Source organism: Streptomyces sp. 7N604, from assembly GCF_052245475.1.
In the GTDB taxonomy this organism is placed as follows: Bacteria; Actinomycetota; Actinomycetes; order Streptomycetales; family Streptomycetaceae; genus Streptomyces.
This window is the reverse complement of the sequence record NZ_JBQQBX010000027.1, coordinates 122198-141330: the sequence shown is the minus strand read 5'-3', so window position 1 is coordinate 141330 and position 19133 is coordinate 122198. Positions and strand designations below refer to the sequence as shown.

Here is a 19133-nt window from a genome sequence, read left to right as displayed (position 1 = left end):
GGGTGGACGGGCGGACGGGTGGGCGGGGGTCAGCCGGTGCGCAGCTGCTGCGCGAGGTCGCGGACCTGGTCCGCGATCCGTCGTTGCAGCCCACCGCCGAAGGTGACCCGCGTTGCGCCGAGCGCGCCCAGCTCCCGCGGCGAGGGCCCACCGGGCACGGCAATCGCGTTGACCGGCGCGCCGATCCTCGCCGCCAGCTCACCCAGCAGCTCCGGCGGCGCGAGGATCGGATACACACAGTCCGCGCCCGCCTCCACGTACAGCCGCCCGCGCTCGATCGCCGCCTTCGCAGCCGTGGCACCCCCGTCGCCCCGGCCGTTCCCACCGCCCCGGCCGTTCCCATCGCCCCGGCCGTTCCCATCGCCCCAGCCGGCCCGCAGGAACGTGTCCACCCGGGCGTTGACCACGAGCCGGTCGCCCGCCTCGGCCCGGACCTCCGCCAGCAGGTCCGCCTGGCGCCGCGGGTCCTTGAGCCGCTTGGCCGACGGGTCCGAGTCCTCGAGGTTGCAGCCCACCGCCCCGGCCTCCAGCAGCCGTTCGACGATCTCCTTCGGCGCGAGCCCGTAGCCGTCCTCGATGTCCGCCGACACCGGGACGTCCACGGCCCGTACGATCCGGGCGATCGCGGCGAACATCTCGTCCGGCGGGGTGTGGCCGCCGTCCTCGTACCCGAGCGTCGCCGAGACCCCCGCGCTCGGCGTGGCCAGGGCGGGGAAGCCCGCGTCCGCGAAGGCGCGGGCGCTGACGGCGTCCCACGGTCCCGGCAGGACGAGCGGGTCGCCCGCCTCCCGTCCGTGGTGCAGCGCCCGGAACGCCTGGGCGGCGTTCACACCAGGCCGCCCTTGTACTGGCCCGGCTGGTACGCGCCGGGGACCGAGCGCGTCGTCACAGCCATCCGGTTCCAGGCGTTGATGGTGAGGATGAGGCCGATGAGGTGCGCGAGTTCGGTCTCGTCGAAGTGCTCGGCCGCGCGCTCGTAGACCTCGTCGGGGACGAAGCCGTCGGTCAGGACGGTGACCGCCTCGGTGAGGGCGAGCGCCGCCCGCTCCTTCTCCGTGAAGTAGCCGGTGGCCTCCTCCCATGCGCTGAGCAGGTAGATCCGGTCCTCGCGCTCGCCCGCCGCGCGCGCGTCCTTGGTGTGCATGTCGAGGCAGAACGCGCAGTGGTTGAGCTGCGAGGCCCGGATCTTCACCAGCTCGGCGAGGACCGGGTCGACGCCCTTGGAGGCGGCGGCGTCGAGCCGGACCATCGCCTTGTAGATCTCCGGGGCGTGCTGCGTCAGGTTCATCCGGGGGCCGTGTTCCTGCGGTGCGCGGGTGATCTCGTTCGCCGTCATGGGCCCTACGCTATGGCTGTATTGCCCCAGGAGTATGGTCCATTTCCATGGGGAAAACGTGGGCCAATTTCGGCACCGATCTGCATCTGGATCTTCCGGCGGGCGGTACGTCGGGCGTACGCGCGGCGCTGATCCGGGCCCTCCGGGACGCCGTCCGTACGGGGCGGCTCGCCCCGGGCACGCGGCTGCCCTCCTCCCGCTCCCTCGCCGCCGACCTGGGCCTTGCCCGCAACACGGTGGCCGACGCGTACGCCGAACTGGTCGCCGAGGGCTGGCTCACGGCCCGGCAGGGCTCCGGCACCCGGGTAGCCGGACGCGCGAATCCGGCCCGCACGGCGGGGCGTAGGGGGACGGCGCGTACGGGGACGGCCGGTACGGCGGCACATCGGATGGCCGGTACGGCGGCGGACCGTACGACTGCCCGCACGGCGGCGGACCGTACGGAGGCGGACCGTACGGAGGCAGGCCGTACGGAGGCAGGCCGTACGGAGGCAGGCCGTACGGAGGCAGGCCGCGGGGGCGGACCCGTCCCCGCTCCCCGCCCCGCCGTTCACAACCTCTTCCCCGGCTCGCCCGACGCCGCCTCCTTCCCCCGGGCCGCCTGGCTCGCCGCCGCCCGCCGCGCCCTGACGGCCGCGCCCAGCGAGGCCTTCGGCTACGGCGATCCGCGCGGCCGCCTCGAACTGCGCCGCGCTCTCGCCGGATACCTCGCGCGGGCCCGCGGCGTCCTGACCGACCCGGAGCGGATCGTCGTCTGCTCCGGCTTCGTGCACGGGCTGCGGCTGCTCGCCGAGGTGCTGCGGCGGGCGGGCACGCGCACGATGGCCGTGGAGTCGTACGGTCTTGACGTCCACCGGCGCATCGTCGCCCGCGCCGGACTCCGTACGCCCCCGCTGGCCGTCGACGAACGCGGCGCGCGGACGGACGACTTGGCGGGTCTCCCGGACGCCGGGGCCGTACTGCTCACGCCCGCGCACCAGTTCCCGACCGGAGTGCCACTGCACCCCGACCGCCGGGCCGCCGTCGCCGACTGGGCGCGCCGCACCGGCGGGCTCGTCATCGAAGACGACTACGACGGCGAGTTCCGCTACGACCGGCAGCCGGTCGGCGCGCTCCAGGGCCTCGACCCGGAGCGGGTCGCCTACGTCGGGACGGTGAGCAAGAGCCTCAGCCCCGGCCTGCGCCTGGGGTGGATGGTGCTGCCGGAGGAGCTCGTCGCGCCGGTGGCGGCGGCGAAGGGCGAGGTCGAGTGGCAGGCGAGCACGCTGGACCAGCTGACGCTCGCGGAGTTCGTCGAGTCCGGCGCGTACGACCGGCATGTGCGCGGGATGCGGCTGCGCTACCGGCGCCGCCGCGACCACCTGGTGGCCGCGCTCGCCGAGCACGTCCCGCACATCCGCGTCACGGGTATCGCGGCGGGCCTGCACGCCGTACTCGAACTCCCCGCGGGCACCGAGCAGTCCGTCATCAGCAGCGCCGCGGCCTGGCACGGCCTGGCCCTGGACGGGATGAGCCGCTACCGGCACGAGGCCGCGGCTCCCGGCCCCCTCGCTCCCGTCGCGTCCGTCGATCCCGTCGAGTCCGAGTCCGAGTCCGAGTCCGAATCCGAATCCGCCGACGATGCCCTCGTCGTCGGCTACGGCACCCCGCCGGACCACGCCTTCTCGGGGGCGATCGACGCCCTGTGCCGGGCGCTGCCGTAGCGCTGGGCCGTGAGGCGGTCCCGGGTGAGGGCGGCCCCCCGGTGCGGGGGCGGGTCGTCCGGCGTCTACGCTGATCTTCGATCAAGTGGACATGAACACGACGGGGGAGGAACGTCAGATGGCGGCTGCGCGTGCTCGTTTGCGGTCCGGCACGGTGATTCTCGGGGGGATGGGCGCGCTCGCGGCGGCGCTCACCGCATGCGGCTCGGATCCCGACAAGCGGTGCGTGGACCGGGACAGTTACCTGTACTCCAAGGGCTACCGGATCATCGGGTCCAAGGACTGCAAGAGCGGCGGCAGCGCCGGGACGAGTGCCAGGAGCGGCAAGAGCCGCAAGCTCCGGTCCGGGGAGGCCGCCTGGTACTACGGCGGCACGGAGAAGGACGGCTGGGTCGACGGCGGCTCTTTCACGAAGAGCTCCGGCGGTTCCGGTTCCGGTTCCGGTTCCGGCTCCGGCGGCAGCTCGTACGACGACGGCAACTCCGGGGTCAGCCGGGGCGGCTTCGGCAGCGGCTCCGGCAGCTCCGGCGGCTGACCGCCCCATGGACCGCCGCACCATCGAGCCCCGGCCCGGCTGGCAGCAGACGGTCGAGGAGCAGGGGCTGATCTACCCGCTCACCCGCTACCCGGACGGCTCCCTGCGGCCGTACTGGGACGAGAGCGCGTACTACGCGTTCTCGCTCCCGGAGGTGGAGGCCCTCGAGGAGGTCGTCGAGGAGCTGCACCGGATGTGCCTGGCCGCCGCCGAGCACATCGTCGCGTACGACCGCTTCGCGGACCTCGGGGTCACCGATCCGCGGCTGGCCGGGCTGATCGCCGAGTCCTGGCGCCGGCGGGCCGAACTGCCCTCCCTCTACGGGCGCTTCGATCTCCGCTACGACGGCACGGGACCGGCGAAGCTGCTCGAGTACAACGCCGACACACCCACCTCGCTCGTGGAGGCGGCCAGCCCGCAGTGGTTCTGGATGGAGGAGCGCTTTCCCGGCGCCGACCAGTGGAACTCGCTGCACGAGCGGCTCGTCGACGGCTGGAAGCGGCAGGCGGCGCTGCTGCCGCCGGGCCCTGTGCACTTCGCGCACTCGGCGGCGGACGAGCTCGGCGAGGACCTGATGACGGTCGCCTATCTGCGCGAGACCGCCGAGCAGGCCGGGCTCGAGACCGAGGCGATCTCGATGGAGCACATCGGCTGGGACCGGCTCTCCGGCCGCTTCGTCGACAACCGGCTCCGCTTCATCCGCTCCTGCTTCAAGCTCTACCCGTGGGAGTGGCTGACCACGGACACGTTCGCGCCGCACGTCCTGGACTCCCTCGACAACGGTGGCGGTACCGGCACCACCTGCTGGATCGAGCCCGCCTGGAAGATGCTGCTGTCCAACAAGGCGCTGCTGGCTGTGCTGTGGGAGCTCTTCCCGGGCCACCCGAACCTCCTGCCCGCCTATCTGGACGGCCCGCGCGAGCTGGCCGGGACCACCGGGTACGTCGCGAAGCCGCTGCTGGGGCGGGAGGGCGCGGGCGTCACGGTCCACGAGCCGGGCGCTGGGCCGGGCGCTGGGCGGTTCACCGATCCCGGCGTCGAGCGGGCCGCCGATCCCGTCGTACGGGACGAGGCCTGCTGCTACCAGGAGCTGGCCCCGCTGCCGGACTTCGACGGAAACCGGGTGGTGCTCGGCGCGTGGGTCGTGGAGGACGAGGCGGCGGGGCTCGGCATCCGCGAGTCCTCCGGCCTGGTCACCGACGAGTACGCGCGCTTCCTCCCGCACGTCATTCTCTGACTGGTTTCATTGCCCTTGTGATTTCCGCGAGTTCACGGTCGGCTCCTACGGTTCGAGAGTTTGTCCAAACCCGAGGGGAGCTGTGACGTCTTCCATGCCGCGGCCGCTGGACTGGCCGACTGACGGAGACGGACTGACGACGGCCGGGTGCCGCAGCCACCCGGCCGTTCCGGGCCGGTGTCAGCCCGTCAGCACCGCCCTCAGCCGGTCCAGGCCCCAGTCCAGGTCCTCCTTGCTGATGGTCAGCGGCGGGGCGATCCGGATCGTGCTGCCGTGGGTGTCCTTGACCAGCACGCCCTGGTCCATCAGCTTCTCCGAGATCTGCCGGCCGGTGCCGTGGGTGGGGGCGATGTCCACGCCCGCCCACAGCCCTCGGCCGCGGACCGCCTCGACCGCGCCGCCCCCGATCAGCAGGCCGAGCTCGGCGTGCAGATGCTCGCCCAACTCGGCCGCGCGCTGCTGGTATTCGCCGGTGCGCAGCATGGCGATCACCTCGAGGGCGACCGCGCAGGCGAGCGGGTTGCCGCCGAACGTGGAGCCGTGCTCGCCCGGGTGGTAGATCCCGAGCACCTCGCGCGAGGACACCACCGCCGAGACCGGGACGACTCCGCCGCCGAGCGCCTTGCCCAGGACGTACATGTCGGGGACGACGCCCTCGTGCTCGCACGCGAAGGTCCGGCCGGTGCGGCCGAGGCCGGACTGGATCTCGTCCGCGATGAAGAGAACGTTCCGCTCCCGGGTCAGCTCACGGACGGCCCGGAAGTAGCCCGGCGGCGGCACCAGCACCCCGGCCTCTCCCTGGATGGGCTCGAGCAGCACCGCCACGGTGTTGTCGGTGAGCGCCGCCTCCATCGCCGTCAGATCGCCGTACGGCAGGATCTCGAAGCCGGGGGTGTACGGGCCGAAGTCCGCGCGCGCCTCGGGGTCGGTCGAGAAGCTGATGATGGTGGTCGTCCGGCCGTGGAAGTTGTTGCGGGCCACCACGATCTTCGCCTGGCCGTCCGGCACGCCCTTGACCTGGTAACCCCACTTCCGCGCAGTCTTGACCGCCGTCTCGATGGCCTCGGCACCGGTGTTCATCGGCAGCACCATCTCCATGCCGCACAGCTCGGCCAGCTGGGTACAGAAGTCGGCGAACCGCTCGTGGTGGAACGCGCGCGAGGTGAGCGTCACCCGCTCCAGCTGGGCCTTGGCGGCATCGATCAGCCTTCGGTTGCAGTGGCCGAAGTTGAGCGCGGAGTACCCGGCGAGCATGTCGAGGTAGCGCCGCCCCTCGATGTCCGTCATCCAGGCGCCCTCGGCGGAGGCGACGACGACCGGCAGCGGGTGGTAGTTGTGCGCGCTGTGTGCCTCGGCGGCGGCGATGCTGCGTTCCGTAGTCGTCACGGCAGTACTCCGTTCGGTGTAGCGGCGGTTTGCTGCTCATTTCTATCGTCGCTCGGGTGGATCGCGAAGAAACCTTCCTGAACTGCTCCGGAACTGCCCAGGCAATAGACTGTGCGAGCACATTGCGACTGGCGCGCGTGGAAACGACCACGAGGAAGCAGTGTGCGGCCTTCCCCCACGAGGTGCCGCCCGCCTGGGCACCCGGGTTCGTGAACCGACACACGAATCGACCCGGAGGACGCCGTGACCGTGTCCCTTTCGCATCCCGCCCTCTCCGCCGCGGACCCCGAGCTCGCCGCGCTGATCGCCGCCGAGGAGCAGCTCCAGGCCGACACCCTGCGGCTGATCCCCAGCGAGAACTACGTCTCCCAGGCCGTGCTCGAGGCCACCGGCACGGTGCTGACGAACAAGTACAGCGAGGGCTACCCCGGTCGCCGCTACTACGAGGGCCAGCAGAACATCGACCCGGTCGAGACTCTCGCGATCGAACGGGCCAAGGCCCTCTTCGGAGCCGGGCACGCCAACGTCCAGCCGTACTCCGGGTCGCCCGCCAACCTCGCCGTCTATATGGCCTTCGCCGAGCCGGGGGACACGGTGATGGGCATGGCGCTGCCGATGGGCGGCCACCTCACCCACGGCTGGGGCGTCTCCGCGACAGGCAAGTGGTTCCGTGGTGTCCAGTACAGCGTGCGCGCCGACACGGGGCTGACGGACTTCGACGAGGTGCGCGAACTGGCCCTCAAGGAGCGGCCGAAGATCATCTTCTGTGGCGGCACCGCGGTTCCGCGCACGATCGATTTCGCCACCTTCGCGGAGATCGCCCGTGAGGTGGACGCCGTCCTGGTGGCCGACATCGCCCACATCGCCGGCCTGGTCGCGGGTGGCGCCCACCCCTCTCCGTTCCCGCACGCCGACGTGGTCTCCACGACCACCCACAAGACCCTGCGGGGTCCGCGCGGCGCGATGCTGATGTCCGGCGAACCGCAGGCGAAGGCGCTCGACAAGGCGGTCTTCCCGGGGCTGCAGGGCGGCCCCCACAACCACACCACCGCCGCCATCGCGGTCGCCCTCCATGAGGCGGCGCAACCCTCCTTCCGTGACTACGCGCACGCCGTGGTGGCCAACGCCAAGGCACTCGCCGAATCCCTGCTGGAGCGCGGCTTCGATCTCGTCTCGGGCGGTACGGACAACCACCTGATCCTGATGGACCTCACGCGGAACGAGGTGCCCGGCAAGGTGGCCGCGAAGGCCCTCGACCGGGCCGGCATCGTCGTGAACTACAACACGGTGCCCTATGACCCGCGCAAGCCGTTCGACCCGTCCGGAATCCGCATCGGCACCCCCTCACTCACCTCGCGCGGTCTCGGCACCGACCAGATGCCGCTCGTCGCCCACTGGATCGACCGGGGCGTGACTGCGGCCCGTAACGGTGACGAGGAGGCCCTCGCCGCGATCCGCGCCGAAGTCCGCGATGTGATGGCCGCCCACCCTGCGCCCGGCCTTCCCACGGCCTGACGGCTACACGTCCAGGACCTGGCGTCGTGGGCCCGGCTCGGCAACGGTGCGGCGGATCAGCCAGCGGCGTATGAGCACGGTGCCGCCGCAGCCGATGCCTATCCCCGCGGCGAAACCGGGCAGGCTCCACCAGCCGTCGACCGCGTCGGCCGACGGGTGCGACGCGGCGGCCGGGGCCGTCCGTTCCCCGGCGGCGCCTGACATCCCCCGGGCCGGCCCTTCCTTGCCCAGCACCCCGAGATCGCTGAGCAGAGCCAGGAGTTCCTCGGGCTTCTCCGCCGCGTGCCAGAAACCGCTGTCCGGGCCGGATTTCCGGGCGCTGTATCTGCCGCCTCTACCGTCTCTGCCGTTCGCGACGGTCTGTATCCACACCTCGCCCGTCTCGGCGTCCGGATAGATGCCGTCCGTGCGCCACACGGACACGTCGTGAATCATCCAGCTGACGTTGATCTGCCGCCCGGAAGCCCCGCCGTTCTCATCCAGCTTCGGTGGGCGTCTCTGCTCGCCCGCGGGCGGGCCCAGCAGGCTCTCCAGCCGCCGGTACCGCTCCGAGTCGACCAGCAGTGCCGTGGCCTCCTCGGTCGTGGGCGAGGTGATCAGCACGCTCGTCGGGCCGCCTGCGACGGCCGGAGTGGAGCAGGTCAATAACGTCAGTAACGCAGCCAGCGCGGCCGCTGCCGCTGTGCTTGCCAGTGCGGCGATACGTCGCATGTTTCCCCCAACCACGGGTGATGCGGCCCCTCCGCACCACGTCACTTCTCGTACACCGCTCGGGCTCGTGAGGTTCCCGAATTCCGGAACTCCCGCCCCAACCCGCGCTGCCGGTTCAGGATCGCGGTGCCCGTGAGGATTCCGCCACCTCCAGGGCGCGCTCTCTCGATCGCACGCCCTCCAGCCGCAGCGTGAGACCGCCCTCCGTCTGCCAGAGCAGCGTCGGCCCCGCGGTCCGCACCGTCTCGGTCCGGGCGCGCCCGGCCGCGTCGGTCAGCCGGATCTCGAGCCGGTGCGGCTCCGCGAACCACAGCCCCGCCCTGCCGCCCACCTCGACCGGCTCGAACGGCACTGTCGTCGTCTTCCAGAACGCCGGATGTATGGTGGCGCGCAGCTCGTCGAGCCGGACCACTCCGTCCGCCGGGGCAGCAGAGCCCCGCTCCCCGGGCGTCCAGCACAGCGACAGCACCCGCCGGTCGGCCGAGAGTTCCACCGCGTCCGGCGCGCCGAGGCCCGAGGGCACCAGGGGCCGGAAGCCCGCCCGCCGGGCGGCGTCCTCGAGGCCGAGCCCGCCGCGGCACGCGGGAGGCCCACCCCTGAGCCCGTCCGCTCCGGCCGGCCCCGTACCGGCTTCTCCCGCATCCGTGGGCGGCGCGGCCGACGGGTCGTACCGCACCCCGACGCCGCCGAAGTCGAACCAGTCCGTCACCGCTGCCCGCACCGGAGGCGTCAGCGCGAGCACCACGAGCAGCCCGCACAGCGCCGCCGTCAGCGACCGCCACCGCGCCCGCGCCCAGCTGCGCAGTCGCGCACCTCGCCCCGGCGGCTCCTGCGCCTCCTCCGCATCCGGGACCCGCTCGCCGACCAGCCCCGCGAGCACCCGCTCCACCATCGTCTCCGCGTCCACCGCAGGTATCGGAAGATCCCGCCCCAGCGCCCTCAGCTCGTCCGGCAGCCGATCGCGCCTGCCGTGATCGCGCTCGCCCCGATCGCCCCTGCCCGGGTCACCCACGCGTGTCACCTCCCTCCCTTCTCTCCCTGTCCCGTCTCTCCCTGTCCCGCGGTCCGAGCGCCCGCTCGAGCCGCCGCAGCGCACGGTTCAGCCGCGACTTCACGGTGCCCCGTGGCCAGCCCAGCGCCTGCGCCGTCTCCGCCTCGTCCAGATCCAGCAGATAGCGGTAGGTCACCACCTGCCGGTGCTCGTCGCTCAGCCCGTCCAGCGCCGCCAGCAGCTGCGAGCGCCACTCGCCCGCCACCGCCGCGGCAGCCGGGTCGGCGGACTCCGGTATCAGCGGCTCGGCCTCCACCATCGCCGCCTCCCGGTCCACCGCCCTACGGAGCCTGCGCGCCGACCGCACTGTGTTTCTCGTCTCATTGGCGACGATCTGCAGCAGCCACGGCCGGAACGCCGCCCCTTCCCGGAAGCGCCCCAGCGACTGGTACGCCTTCAGAAAGGCGATCTGCACCACATCCTCGGCATCGGCGCCCGCCCCGAGCAGCACGGCGGTGCGATGCGCGATCTGTGTATGCGCCCGAACCAGATCCGCGTACGCCTCGCGCTCCCCGGCCCGTACGCGCGCGATCACCGCGGCCTCGTCAGCCACGCTGCCGGCCCCCTCCCGCGTCCTCACACTTCTCCTACACCGGAGGCCGGGCATCGGTTCCACACCTGAGAGAATGGGCCGCATGGCCAATGCTCTCCCGTCCGTCACCCACCACCACCCTCAATCGAGGCGCTCCGCGTCAAGCCCTCGTTTGCGTGTGCTCTCCGGTATCCAGCCCACCGCAGGCTCGTTCCACCTCGGGAACTACCTGGGTGCGGTCCGGCAGTGGGTGGCGCTGCAGGAGACTCACGACGCGTTCTACATGGTCGTGGACCTGCACGCGATCACCGTCCCCCAGGACCCGGCAGAGCTGCGCGCCAACACCCGGCTCGCCGCCGCCCAGCTCCTCGGCGCAGGACTCGACCCCGACCGCTGCACGCTCTTCGTGCAGAGCCACGTCCCCGAGCACGCGCAGCTCGGCTGGGTCATGAACTGCCTCACCGGCTTCGGCGAGGCCTCCCGCATGACGCAGTTCAAGGACAAGTCGGCGAAGCACGGCACCGACCGGGCGACCGTCGGCCTCTTCACCTACCCGATCCTCCAGATCGCCGACATCCTGCTCTACCAGGCGAACGCCGTGCCGGTCGGCGAGGACCAGCGGCAGCACATCGAGCTCACCCGGGACCTGGCCGAGCGCTTCAACGGCCGGTTCGGCCGGACTTTCACGGTTCCCGAGCCGTACATCGTCAAGGAGACGGCCAAGATCTTCGATCTCCAGGACCCGACGATCAAGATGAGCAAGTCGGCGTCCGCGCCGAAGGGCATCATCAACCTGCTCGACGAGCCCAAGGTCTCGGCCAAGAAGATCAAGAGCGCTGTGACCGACACGGGCACCGAGATCCGCTTCGACGAGGAAGGCAAGCCCGGGATCAGCAATCTGCTGACGATCTACGCCACCCTCACCGGCACGGGTATCGCCGAACTCGAGCAGAAGTACGAGGGCAAGGGTTACGGTGCGCTCAAGACGGACCTCGCCGAGGTCTTCGTCGAGTGGGTGACCCCGTTCCGGGCCCGCACCCAGGAATACCTTGACGACCCGGAGACACTGGACTCGATCCTGGCCAAGGGCGCGGAGAAGGCCCGTGCGGTCGCTGCCGAGACCCTCGCCCAGGCATACGACAAGGTGGGGCTCCTCCCGGCCAAGCACTGACCGGGGACCAGGGGCCCTGGATTCTCCCTGGGGCGGAGGACCCGGGACACTCGCGGACGGAGCCGCGTACCCGCCACACTGGCAAGGACCAGCAGCAGCGCAAGCGGCTGCACAAGCAGCAGAGGAGACCGACGTGGGGACCGTAACGCTCGGCGTTTCGATCGCGGTCCCGGAGCCTCATGGCAGCCTGCTCCAGCAGCGGCGCGCGGGCTTCGGGGATCCCGCCGCGCACGGCATCCCCACGCACGTCACGCTGCTCCCGCCCACCGAGGTCGAGGCCACCGCCCTCCCGGCCTTCCGCCGCCACCTCGCGCGGGTCGCCGCCGCGGGCAACCCCTTCCGGATGCGGCTCCACGGCACCGGGACGTTCCGGCCCCTCTCCCCGGTCGTTTACGTTCAGCTCGCCGAGGGCATCGCCGAGTGCACCGAGCTGCAGGAGCTGGTCCGCTCGGGGCCCGTGCAGCGCGAGCTGCAGTTCCCCTATCACCCGCATGTGACGGTCGCGCACGGCATCGCGGAGGAGGCGATGGACCGGGCGTACGAGGCGCTGGCGGACTACGCCGCCTCGTGGACGGTCGCCGGCTTCGCGCTGTACGAGCAGGGGGCGGACGACCACTGGCGGATGCTGCACGAATACCCCTTCGGGGAAGGGCTCCCCACCCCCGGCGTGCCCGCCCAGGCCTGTCCGGTGGACGCGCCTGCGCACTCCCTGCGCCCGTGACGTACGCGCGCGTGCCCGGCCATGGGCCCTACGCGCGCGTGCCCAGCCCCGGCCCCTACGTGCGCGTGCCCGTGCCCGTACGGCTCACTCCGGTCACCGGTAAGGGTGGTTGCGGGGTGGCCGGGAACTACGGAGCCCGCCGGGGGTAGGCGTCCCGCATGGAGTGGCTCACCAGACTGCCCGTGATCGGGCCCGCCGTCGTACGGCTGATGCGGACTCACGCCTGGCGGGCGTACGAGCGCTTGGACTCGGTGAACTGGACGCGCCTCGCCGCCGCCATCACCTTCATCAGCTTCATCGCCCTCTTCCCGCTGGTCACCGTCGGTGCCGCGATCGGTGCCGCGCTGCTCAGCCAGGAGCAGCTGGACGACCTCAAGGACAAGCTCGCCGAGCAGGTTCCCGGCATTTCAGACCAACTCGACCTCGACGGCCTCGTGGCCAACGCCGGGACCGTCGGGCTCATCGCGGGCGCGCTGCTGCTCTTCACCGGTATGGGCTGGGTCGGCTCCCTGCGCGAGTGCCTGCGCGACGTGTGGCTGAAGGAGGAGAGTCCGGGCAACCCCGTGCTGCTCAGGGCCAAGGACGCCGTGGTGCTGGTCGGTCTCGGCGGTGTCGGGCTCGTGGCCGCGGGCGGCTCGGTGTTCGCCGCAACGGCCGTGGGGTGGGTCGCCGACAGGATCGGGCTGGCCGAGGGCAGTGCCGGGCGTGTGCTGCTCGTCATCGCGGGCCTGGCCATCTCCGTACTCGCCGACTTCCTGATGCTCGCCTACCTGCTCACCCGGCTGCCCCAGGTGCACCCCGGCCGCCACTCGGTCGTCGTGGCGGGCCTGATGGGGGCGATCGGCTTCGAGCTGCTCAAGGCCCTGCTGAGCGGCTACCTGCAAGGCGTCGCGTCGCGGAGCGTGTACGGCGCGTTCGGCGTGCCGATCGCCCTCATGCTGTGGATCAACTTCATGGCCAAGCTGCTGCTGTACTGCGCCGCGTGGACGGCGACGCAGCACAGCAGCCCCGAGGCCGCCGAGGAGGCGGAGGTCAGTCCTGAGGGCGGCCCGGGCGGCCCGGGCGGCGGCGGACCAGCTCCGGAAGCGGCCAGCGGCGGTGCACCAGCAGCGCCGCGACGGCCAGCGCCACCAGAGCGCCGCCCGTGACCCCGAGCGCCATCCACATCCCGCTGGAGTCCTTCTCCTCGGGACTCGCGACCGACGCCTTCGCGTGGCCCTTCCGGCCCTTCCCGCTGCCCGGCTGCTGCCCGTCCGCGCCCTTCGGCGCGACCAGTTCGCCGACCGGCTCGACCTTGCCCGCCGCCTTGAAGCCCCAGTCGAAGAGCCTGGCGGTCTCCTTGTAGACCTCGTTGTGCTCGCCGTCCGACGGGTTCATGACCGTGACCAGCAGGACCCGGTCGCCGCGCTGTGCGACGCCGGTGAAGGTGGACCCGGCGTGCGAGGTGTAGCCGTTCTTGACGCCCGCGATGCCCTTGTACGGCTCGAGCCCGTAGTCGCCGGTCAGCAGGCGGTTGGTGTTCTGGATCGCGAACGACTCGCGCTTCTTCTTCTTGGTCTTCTTGTCCTTCTTCACCTCGCCCGGGAACTTCGCGGTCGCGGTGGCGGCGTACTCCCGGAAGTCCGGCTTCTGCAGCCCGGAGCGGGCGAAGAGCGTCAGATCGTACGCGCTGCTGACCTGGCCCTTCTCGTCGTAGCCGTCCGGCGAGACGACATGCGTGTCCAGCGCGTTCAGCTCTTCGGCATGGGCCTGCATGTCCTGCACGGTCTTCTCCTTGCCGCCGTTGAGCGCGGACAGCACGTGTACCGCGTCGTTGCCGGAGCGAAGGAAGACCCCAAGCCAGAGGTCGTGGACCGAGTAGGTGTAGTTCTCCTTGACGCCGACCAGGCTGCTGCCCTCGCCCATCCCGGCGAGATCGGAGGGCTGGACCTTGTGCTTGTGCTCCTTGGGCAGGCTCGGCAGGACCGTGTCCGCGAAGAGCATCTTCAGGGTGCTGGCAGGGGGAAGCCGCCAGTGCGCGTTGTGCGCGGCCAGCACCTCGCCCGACTCGGCGTCGGCCACCACCCACGACCGCCCGGTCAGCTTCTTCGGCAGCTTCGGCGCCCCGGACCGCAGCTGCACCTGCGTACCGGGGTGGGAGAGCCGCTGGCCGCCGACCGCCGACATCTTCGCGGGCGGACGGGGCTGTTTCTCCTTCCCGTCCTGCGGCTCCCGGACGAGCACGCGCGCGTGGGCGTGCGCGGGTGCGGCGGTCAGGGCGGGCAGCAGCGCGGCGGCGACGACGGCCAACGCCAGGGCGCGGCGCGGCAGTAGAGACGGGGGACGGCCGGAGAACGCGGTGAGGAATGCAGGCACGCCCGTGAACGTACAGGGCAGCCTCCGGCCACCCGACACCGCGGTAGGCGCCCGGTGCCCTGGGGCAGCCGGGCGCCGGTGCCCCGGGGTACCCCCGCGGCCGTCACCCGTGACGGGCGGTGATACTGGAGCGTATGAAGCTTTCCCGCCCCGTGTCATGGTTCCTCCTCGCCTTCGGGGTGTGGAGCTGGTTCATCTGGATCACTTTCGTCAAAAACCTCTGGAACGACGCGAGCGGGCTCGCGTTCGACGATGCGGGTGAACCGACTACGTACTTCTGGGTGCATCTTGCGCTCGCTGCGACGTCCTTTCTTCTCGGGACGGCCATTGGACTGATCGGGTTGCGGGGCGTAAGGGCTCTTCGGCGCGAAGTCGGGGCCGCCGGAACAGCGGGTTCTCCCGGCTCGACTGCCGGAACGGCCGGTTCCGCAGGCTCGACTTCCGGAACGCCCGGTTCCGCCGGGTCGGCGGGGTAGGAGGCCGGGGAGATGGTCGTGGTCTTCGTTCTCGTCCTGGTGGCGATCCTGGGGCTGCTGGGCGGCGTGCACTGGTACCTGTGGCGGCGGCTCGTACGGGACACGACCGCGCCGGGCGGGTGGGGCCGCCGTACGGGGACGGCTGCGGCCGTCGCCCTGCCGCTGACCACCCTCGGGGCGCTCATAGGCGGCCGCGCCGGAGCGCCCTTCGCCGTGGAGCGCCTCATCGCCTGGCCCGGCTACCTGTGGCTGGCCCTCGTCCTGTACCTGACCCTGGCCCTGCTCGCGGGCGAGCTGGCCCGCCCCCTCCTGACCCGCTGGCTCGCCGCCAGAGCGGTCGGACCCGCCAGAGCCGCCGAGGCCGCCACAGCGGCCGCGACGCCGGACGCCCCGCCCCTCGCCACCGCCACGCCCGCGCCCCTGCCCGCAGCCGCCGTAGGCGCCGGGCCGGGCGCGGCGGTGGCCCCTCCCGCCGCGAGCGCGGACACGAGCGCGGACACCAGCGCGGCCGTGAGCACGGACACGAGCGCGAGCGCTGACGCGAGGCCCGGCGCGGCCGCAGCCGGACCCGCCTCGAAGCCCGCCGGCGCGAGTGCCGTCGGCCGGAGGCTGTTCGTCGCGCGGACGGTCGCCGTGGCCGCGACCGCCGTGGCCGCCGGGACCGTCGGGTACGGGACGTACGGCGTGCTGAACGGCCCCGCCGTCAAGCGCCTGCGGGTGCCGCTCGCCAAGCTGCCGCGGAGCGCGGACGGCTACCGCATCGCCGTCGTCAGCGACATCCACCTCGGCCCGGTCCTGGGCCGCGCCCACACCCAGCGGATCGTCGACGCGATCAACCGCACCCAGCCCGACCTCGTCGCGATCGTCGGCGACCTGGTCGACGGCAGCGTCGCCGACCTCGGCCCCGCCGCCGAGCCGCTGGCGCGCCTCCGCTCCCGCGACGGCTCGTACTTCGTCACCGGCAACCACGAGTACTTCTCCGGCGCGGTGCAGTGGATCGAGTACGTCCGCGAACTCGGCGTCCACCCGCTGGAGAACGCGCGCGTGGAGCTGCCCGGCTTCGACCTCGCCGGGGTCAACGACGTCTCGGCCGAGGACCAGGACCCCCCGCAGGGACCGGACTACGAGAAGGCGCTGGGCGACCGGGACCCGGCCCGCGCCTCCGTCCTCCTCGCGCACCAGCCGGTCGTCATCCACGACGCGGTGAAGCACGGCGTGGACCTCCAGCTCTCCGGCCACACCCACGGCGGCCAGCTCTGGCCGGGCAACTACCTCGCCGCGCTCGCCAATCCGACCGTCGCGGGCCTGGAGCGCTACGGGGACACACAGCTGTACGTGACGCGCGGCGCCGGCGCGTGGGGCCCTCCCGTACGAGTGGGCGCGGAGTCGGACATCACCGTCGTCACACTGGCCTCGAAGCAGGCCTGAGCGGCCTGCGCCGGATCACCTCAAGCGGTCCGGCAGTCACGGGCCGTCCAGAGGCGACGGGCCGTCCAGCAGTCACGGGCCGTCCAGCAGCGACGGGTTGATCCGCCCTACCACCGTCCTGAGCAGCGCCGGGTCGACGACCGGCCACAGCACTGTACGCGCGTCCTCGTACTTCGCCGCCAGCCGCGCCCGCTGCTCCTCCGGCAGGGCGGCCAGCCGGTCCGGGTGGGAGTTGTGGGCGTTGTCGGCGATCTTGAGGAGGGCGGCGCCCTCGTCGGCCGCGATTCTGCGGATCATGTCCGCGTACGCCGTGCCCGGCTTCTTCGTCACCGCGTCGACCAGCGTGACCACCTCTGCCGGTACGCCCGCCGCGAGCAGCCCGTCGAGGGTCCACTCGGTGTCCTCGACGATGTCGTGCAGCAGCGCGGCCTGGGCGAGGTGCTCGCCGGCCGGAGCGAGGGCGCGGGCCACCGCGCGCACATGCTCGACGTACGGCACCCCGATCCGGTCCGTCTGCCCGGCGTGCGCCTCGGCCGCGAGGGCGTCGGTCTCGGCGAGCGTGAGCGTGAGCGTGCGGTGGTTCCCCTGTGGGTCGCTCATACGCGCGAGCCTAGAGCCTTCTCGTGCCGCACCACCCGGCCCCTCTGTGCCGCATCACCCGTCACCGGACGGCAGGCGACGGCTCACAGGAGCTTGTCGAGGGTGATCGGGAGCGACCGGATCCGCCGGCCCGTCGCGTGGTGAACGGCGTTGGCCACGGCCGCGGCGATCCCCGTCAGGCCGATCTCGCCGATGCCCTTCGTGCCGACGGGTGTGGCCGGGTCCGGGCCGCCGACGAAGAGCACGTCCATGGCCGGGACGTCCGCGTTGACCGGGACCAGGTAGTCCCCGAAGGTCGCGTTCGCGATACGGCCCGTCAGCGCGTCGGTGACGGTCTCCTCGAACAGGGCCTGCCCGATGCCGCCGACCGTGCCCCCGATGATCTGGCTGCGGGCCGTCTTCTCGTTGAGGATGCGGCCGCCGTCGATCGCCGACACCACCCGCGCGATCCGCAGCACCCCGAGATCCTCGTCGACCCGGACCTCGACGAACTTCGCGCCGAACGCGCCCGCGGGCAGCGTCGCCCGCGTCGCCTTGACCGCGAAGCTGCCGAGCCGCCCCAGCCGGGATACGGCGAGTGAGCCGACAAGCTGCCCGATGTCGCCCTTGGACGTGCCGGAGCTGCCGTCCCGAGTCAGCTCCGGCAGCCCGTACCGGGCGAGGATGTCCGCGTAGGACTCGCCGCGGTCGGGGTCCGAGGCCCGCAGGATCCGGCCGCCCGCGATGACCACGTCCTCGATCCGGCATCCGTACAGCGGCGAGGCGGGGTCCTTGCGGACCAGGTCGAGGAAGGCGGCGACCAGCCGCCCGCACGCGTCGTGGACCGCACTGCCCAGCGCCCCCGTCAGCCCGGACCCGCCCGCCTGCGGCGCCTGCGGCATGTCGCTGTCCCCGAGCTGGAATCTGACCTTGTCCATGCCCAGGCCCAGCAACTCCGCGGACAGCTGGGCCATGACGGTGTACGTGCCGGTGCCGATGTCCGTCGCGGCGCTGCGCACGTACGCCGTACCGTCCCGCGCGATGGTGGCCCTGGCCGCGCACTTGGCCTGGTAGTGCTGGAAGGAGACGCCGGCCATCCCGTATCCGACGAGGGAGCGCCCGTCGCGCATCGAGCCGGGCCGGGGATCGCGCGCCGCCCAGCCGAACCGCTCGGCCCCCGCCTCGTAGCACTCCCGCAGCGCCTTGCTCGACCACGCGAGCCCGGTCTGCGGCTGGAACGCCGCGTAGTTGCGCACCCGCAGCTCCAGCGGGTCCATGTCCAGCTCGTACGCGAGCTCGTCCAGGGCGCATTCGAGGGCGAAGTTGCCCTGCGCCTCGCCGGGGGCGCGCATCGAGCCGGGGCAGGGGATGTTGAGCCTGACCTGCTTGTCGTGGGTGGCGACGTTGGGGCAGGCGTACGCCGCTGCCGTGCCCAGCGTGACGGGCTCCAGATTGGAGTCCTCCATCGCCCCCGTCGTCGTGGCCTCGTGGTCGATCGCCGTCAGCCTGCCGTCGAGGGTGGCGCCGAGCTTGATGTGCTGCACGCTGTACGGCCGGTGGCCGACGCCGGTGAACATCTGCGGGCGGGTGAGCACCAGTTTCACCGGGCGCTCCACCGTACGGGCGGCCAGCGCGGCGAGCACCACGTGCGGCCAGGTGCGCAGGCCCGCGCCGAACCCGCCTCCCACGTAGGGCGCCAGGACCCGCACGTGCTCCTTGGGAATCCGGAACGCGGCGGCGAGGGCATTGCGGACGTTGTACGGCCACTGCGTTGCGTCGTGCACGGTGAGCCGGTCGCCGTCCCACGCGGCGACGGTGGCGAAGGGCCCCAGCGGGTTGTTGGTGTTCTCCGCCGTGCTGTACGTGGCCTTGAGCCTGACCTCGGCCTGTGTCAGGCCGTCCGCCACGCTGCCCCGCTTCATGTCCAGCAGGAAGGCGTTGCTCTTCGGCACGACCCGCGGGTCCTCCAGGTCGAGCAGCGGATCGCCCGGATCGTAGGAGAGGTGGACGAGCCGCGCCGCGTCCGTGGCCTCCTCCAAGGTCTCGGCCACGACCACGGCCGCGTACTGCCCGTAGTGCAGCACCCGGTCGTCCTGCAGCGGCGGCGGGGGTTCGGAGCCCAGCACGGTGCGGCCTGCGCGAGCCAGCTTCGGGGCGTTGAGGTGCGTGATCACGGCCAGTACACCGGGCGCGGTCTCGGCCGCGGACGTGTCGATGACGCTGATCCGCCCGGCCGCGATGGTCGTGCGCACGAGCACGGCGTGCGCGAGGCGCGGGAAGCCGATGTCGGAGGGGTACGGGGCCGCGCCGGTGACCTTCAGCGGGCCGTCCACGCGGTCCACGCCGGGGCCGAGCACGGCGGGCATCGGCGCCTTTGGGGCCTCGAGGGTCGTCATG

18 protein-coding genes and 1 riboswitch are annotated in these 19133 nt (G+C 72.2%); of the genes, 9 read left to right on the top strand and 9 right to left on the bottom strand.

Annotated features, from left to right (window positions below; all coding sequences use genetic code 11):
• Positions 1-29: 29 nt before the first annotated feature.
• Both ACTWP8_RS27935 and ACTWP8_RS27930 read right to left on the bottom strand, forming a co-directional pair.
• The gene (locus ACTWP8_RS27935; RefSeq protein WP_443324856.1) at positions 30-830 is read right to left on the bottom strand and encodes an isocitrate lyase/PEP mutase family protein; all 801 of its coding nucleotides are present in this window, start codon (positions 828-830) and stop codon (positions 30-32) included.
• The gene (locus ACTWP8_RS27930; protein ID WP_443324855.1) at positions 827-1336 is read right to left on the bottom strand and encodes a carboxymuconolactone decarboxylase family protein; all 510 of its coding nucleotides are present in this window, start codon (positions 1334-1336) and stop codon (positions 827-829) included. Before ACTWP8_RS27930 ends, ACTWP8_RS27935 begins: the two co-directional genes overlap by 4 nt.
• A gap of 47 nt (positions 1337-1383) precedes the next feature.
• Between ACTWP8_RS27930 and pdxR the strand changes: the two genes are divergently transcribed.
• From pdxR to ACTWP8_RS27915, 3 genes are all read left to right on the top strand, one after another.
• Complete coding sequence (gene pdxR / locus ACTWP8_RS27925) at positions 1384-3039, top strand: MocR-like pyridoxine biosynthesis transcription factor PdxR (RefSeq protein WP_443324854.1); 1656 nt, start codon at positions 1384-1386, stop codon at positions 3037-3039.
• A 118-nt stretch (positions 3040-3157) separates the two neighbouring features.
• Positions 3158-3574: a hypothetical protein gene (locus ACTWP8_RS27920; RefSeq protein WP_443324867.1), complete on the top strand. Its 417-nt coding sequence runs from the start codon at positions 3158-3160 to the stop codon at positions 3572-3574.
• 7 nt (positions 3575-3581) lie between these two features.
• The gene (locus ACTWP8_RS27915; RefSeq protein WP_443324853.1) at positions 3582-4811 is read left to right on the top strand and encodes a glutathionylspermidine synthase family protein; all 1230 of its coding nucleotides are present in this window, start codon (positions 3582-3584) and stop codon (positions 4809-4811) included.
• Between the two features lie 180 nt (positions 4812-4991).
• Here the strand turns inward: ACTWP8_RS27915 and rocD are convergent, their stop codons facing one another.
• The gene (rocD, locus tag ACTWP8_RS27910; RefSeq protein WP_443324852.1) at positions 4992-6197 is read right to left on the bottom strand and encodes an ornithine--oxo-acid transaminase; all 1206 of its coding nucleotides are present in this window, start codon (positions 6195-6197) and stop codon (positions 4992-4994) included.
• Positions 6198-6311: 114 nt separating this feature from the next.
• A riboswitch (ZMP/ZTP riboswitch) is annotated at positions 6312-6403 on the top strand.
• Positions 6404-6440: 37 nt separating this feature from the next.
• Between rocD and glyA the strand changes: the two genes are divergently transcribed.
• On the top strand, positions 6441-7712 hold the full coding sequence (gene glyA, locus ACTWP8_RS27905) for a serine hydroxymethyltransferase (protein ID WP_443324851.1): 1272 nt from the start codon (positions 6441-6443) through the stop codon (positions 7710-7712).
• Between the two features lie 3 nt (positions 7713-7715).
• Here the strand turns inward: glyA and ACTWP8_RS27900 are convergent, their stop codons facing one another.
• From ACTWP8_RS27900 to ACTWP8_RS27890, 3 genes are all read right to left on the bottom strand, one after another.
• On the bottom strand, positions 7716-8423 hold the full coding sequence (locus ACTWP8_RS27900) for a hypothetical protein (RefSeq protein WP_443324850.1): 708 nt from the start codon (positions 8421-8423) through the stop codon (positions 7716-7718).
• Between the two features lie 115 nt (positions 8424-8538).
• Complete coding sequence (locus ACTWP8_RS27895) at positions 8539-9435, bottom strand: hypothetical protein (protein WP_443324849.1); 897 nt, start codon at positions 9433-9435, stop codon at positions 8539-8541.
• The gene (locus ACTWP8_RS27890; RefSeq protein ID WP_443324848.1) at positions 9428-10054 is read right to left on the bottom strand and encodes an RNA polymerase sigma factor; all 627 of its coding nucleotides are present in this window, start codon (positions 10052-10054) and stop codon (positions 9428-9430) included. The genes ACTWP8_RS27895 and ACTWP8_RS27890 overlap by 8 nt, the downstream gene beginning before the upstream one ends.
• A 55-nt stretch (positions 10055-10109) precedes the next feature.
• Here ACTWP8_RS27890 and trpS point away from each other — a divergent pair, with 55 nt between their 5' ends.
• The 3 genes from trpS (at position 10110) to ACTWP8_RS27875 (ending at position 13046) form a co-directional block, all read left to right on the top strand.
• Positions 10110-11177, top strand: coding sequence for a tryptophan--tRNA ligase (gene trpS / locus ACTWP8_RS27885; protein ID WP_443324847.1), 1068 nt, complete (start codon positions 10110-10112; stop codon positions 11175-11177).
• Between the two features lie 133 nt (positions 11178-11310).
• Positions 11311-11898: a 2'-5' RNA ligase family protein gene (locus ACTWP8_RS27880; RefSeq protein WP_443324846.1), complete on the top strand. Its 588-nt coding sequence runs from the start codon at positions 11311-11313 to the stop codon at positions 11896-11898.
• A gap of 158 nt (positions 11899-12056) precedes the next feature.
• Positions 12057-13046: a YihY/virulence factor BrkB family protein gene (locus tag ACTWP8_RS27875; RefSeq protein WP_443324845.1), complete on the top strand. Its 990-nt coding sequence runs from the start codon at positions 12057-12059 to the stop codon at positions 13044-13046.
• Here the strand turns inward: ACTWP8_RS27875 and ACTWP8_RS27870 are convergent.
• Positions 12931-14253: a D-alanyl-D-alanine carboxypeptidase family protein gene (locus ACTWP8_RS27870; RefSeq protein WP_443324844.1), complete on the bottom strand. Its 1323-nt coding sequence runs from the start codon at positions 14251-14253 to the stop codon at positions 12931-12933. The genes ACTWP8_RS27875 and ACTWP8_RS27870 overlap by 116 nt on opposite strands.
• Positions 14254-14387: 134 nt before the next feature.
• On the opposite strand from ACTWP8_RS27870, the gene ACTWP8_RS27865 reads away from it, so the two are divergent.
• Positions 14388-14729 (top strand): SCO4848 family membrane protein, encoded by a 342-nt coding sequence (locus ACTWP8_RS27865; RefSeq protein ID WP_443324843.1) that lies wholly within the window; start codon positions 14388-14390, stop codon positions 14727-14729.
• Between the two features lie 12 nt (positions 14730-14741).
• Entirely contained in the window at positions 14742-16157 is a 1416-nt protein-coding gene (locus ACTWP8_RS27860) for a metallophosphoesterase (RefSeq protein WP_443324842.1), read from the top strand.
• Positions 16158-16229: 72 nt separating this feature from the next.
• Here the strand turns inward: ACTWP8_RS27860 and ACTWP8_RS27855 are convergent, their stop codons facing one another.
• Both ACTWP8_RS27855 and ACTWP8_RS27850 read right to left on the bottom strand, forming a co-directional pair.
• Positions 16230-16757, bottom strand: a complete 528-nt coding sequence (locus tag ACTWP8_RS27855; RefSeq protein ID WP_443324841.1) for an HD domain-containing protein — start codon at positions 16755-16757, stop codon at positions 16230-16232.
• Positions 16758-16840: 83 nt separating this feature from the next.
• Positions 16841-19132: a xanthine dehydrogenase family protein molybdopterin-binding subunit gene (locus tag ACTWP8_RS27850; RefSeq protein ID WP_443324840.1), complete on the bottom strand. Its 2292-nt coding sequence runs from the start codon at positions 19130-19132 to the stop codon at positions 16841-16843.
• Position 19133: the final 1 nt, after the last annotated feature.

What these genes read in the sequence shown, in the direction of transcription:
- ACTWP8_RS27875 (WP_443324845.1), top strand. Translation starts at nt 12,057, where the DNA reads ATGGAGTGGCTCACCAGACTGCCCGTGATCGGGCCCGCCGTCGTACGG.
- ACTWP8_RS27865 (WP_443324843.1), top strand. Translation starts at nt 14,388, where the DNA reads ATGAAGCTTTCCCGCCCCGTGTCATGGTTCCTCCTCGCCTTCGGGGTG.
- ACTWP8_RS27920 (WP_443324867.1), top strand. Translation starts at nt 3,158, where the DNA reads ATGGCGGCTGCGCGTGCTCGTTTGCGGTCCGGCACGGTGATTCTCGGG.
- ACTWP8_RS27900 (WP_443324850.1), bottom strand. Translation starts at nt 8,423, where the DNA reads ATGCGACGTATCGCCGCACTGGCAAGCACAGCGGCAGCGGCCGCGCTG.
- ACTWP8_RS27915 (WP_443324853.1), top strand. Translation starts at nt 3,582, where the DNA reads ATGGACCGCCGCACCATCGAGCCCCGGCCCGGCTGGCAGCAGACGGTC.
- ACTWP8_RS27860 (WP_443324842.1), top strand. Translation starts at nt 14,742, where the DNA reads ATGGTCGTGGTCTTCGTTCTCGTCCTGGTGGCGATCCTGGGGCTGCTG.
- trpS (WP_443324847.1), top strand. Translation starts at nt 10,110, where the DNA reads ATGGCCAATGCTCTCCCGTCCGTCACCCACCACCACCCTCAATCGAGG.
- ACTWP8_RS27855 (WP_443324841.1), bottom strand. Translation starts at nt 16,757, where the DNA reads ATGAGCGACCCACAGGGGAACCACCGCACGCTCACGCTCACGCTCGCC.
- ACTWP8_RS27850 (WP_443324840.1), bottom strand. Translation starts at nt 19,132, where the DNA reads ATGACGACCCTCGAGGCCCCAAAGGCGCCGATGCCCGCCGTGCTCGGC.
- ACTWP8_RS27930 (WP_443324855.1), bottom strand. Translation starts at nt 1,336, where the DNA reads ATGACGGCGAACGAGATCACCCGCGCACCGCAGGAACACGGCCCCCGG.
- pdxR (WP_443324854.1), top strand. Translation starts at nt 1,384, where the DNA reads ATGGGGAAAACGTGGGCCAATTTCGGCACCGATCTGCATCTGGATCTT.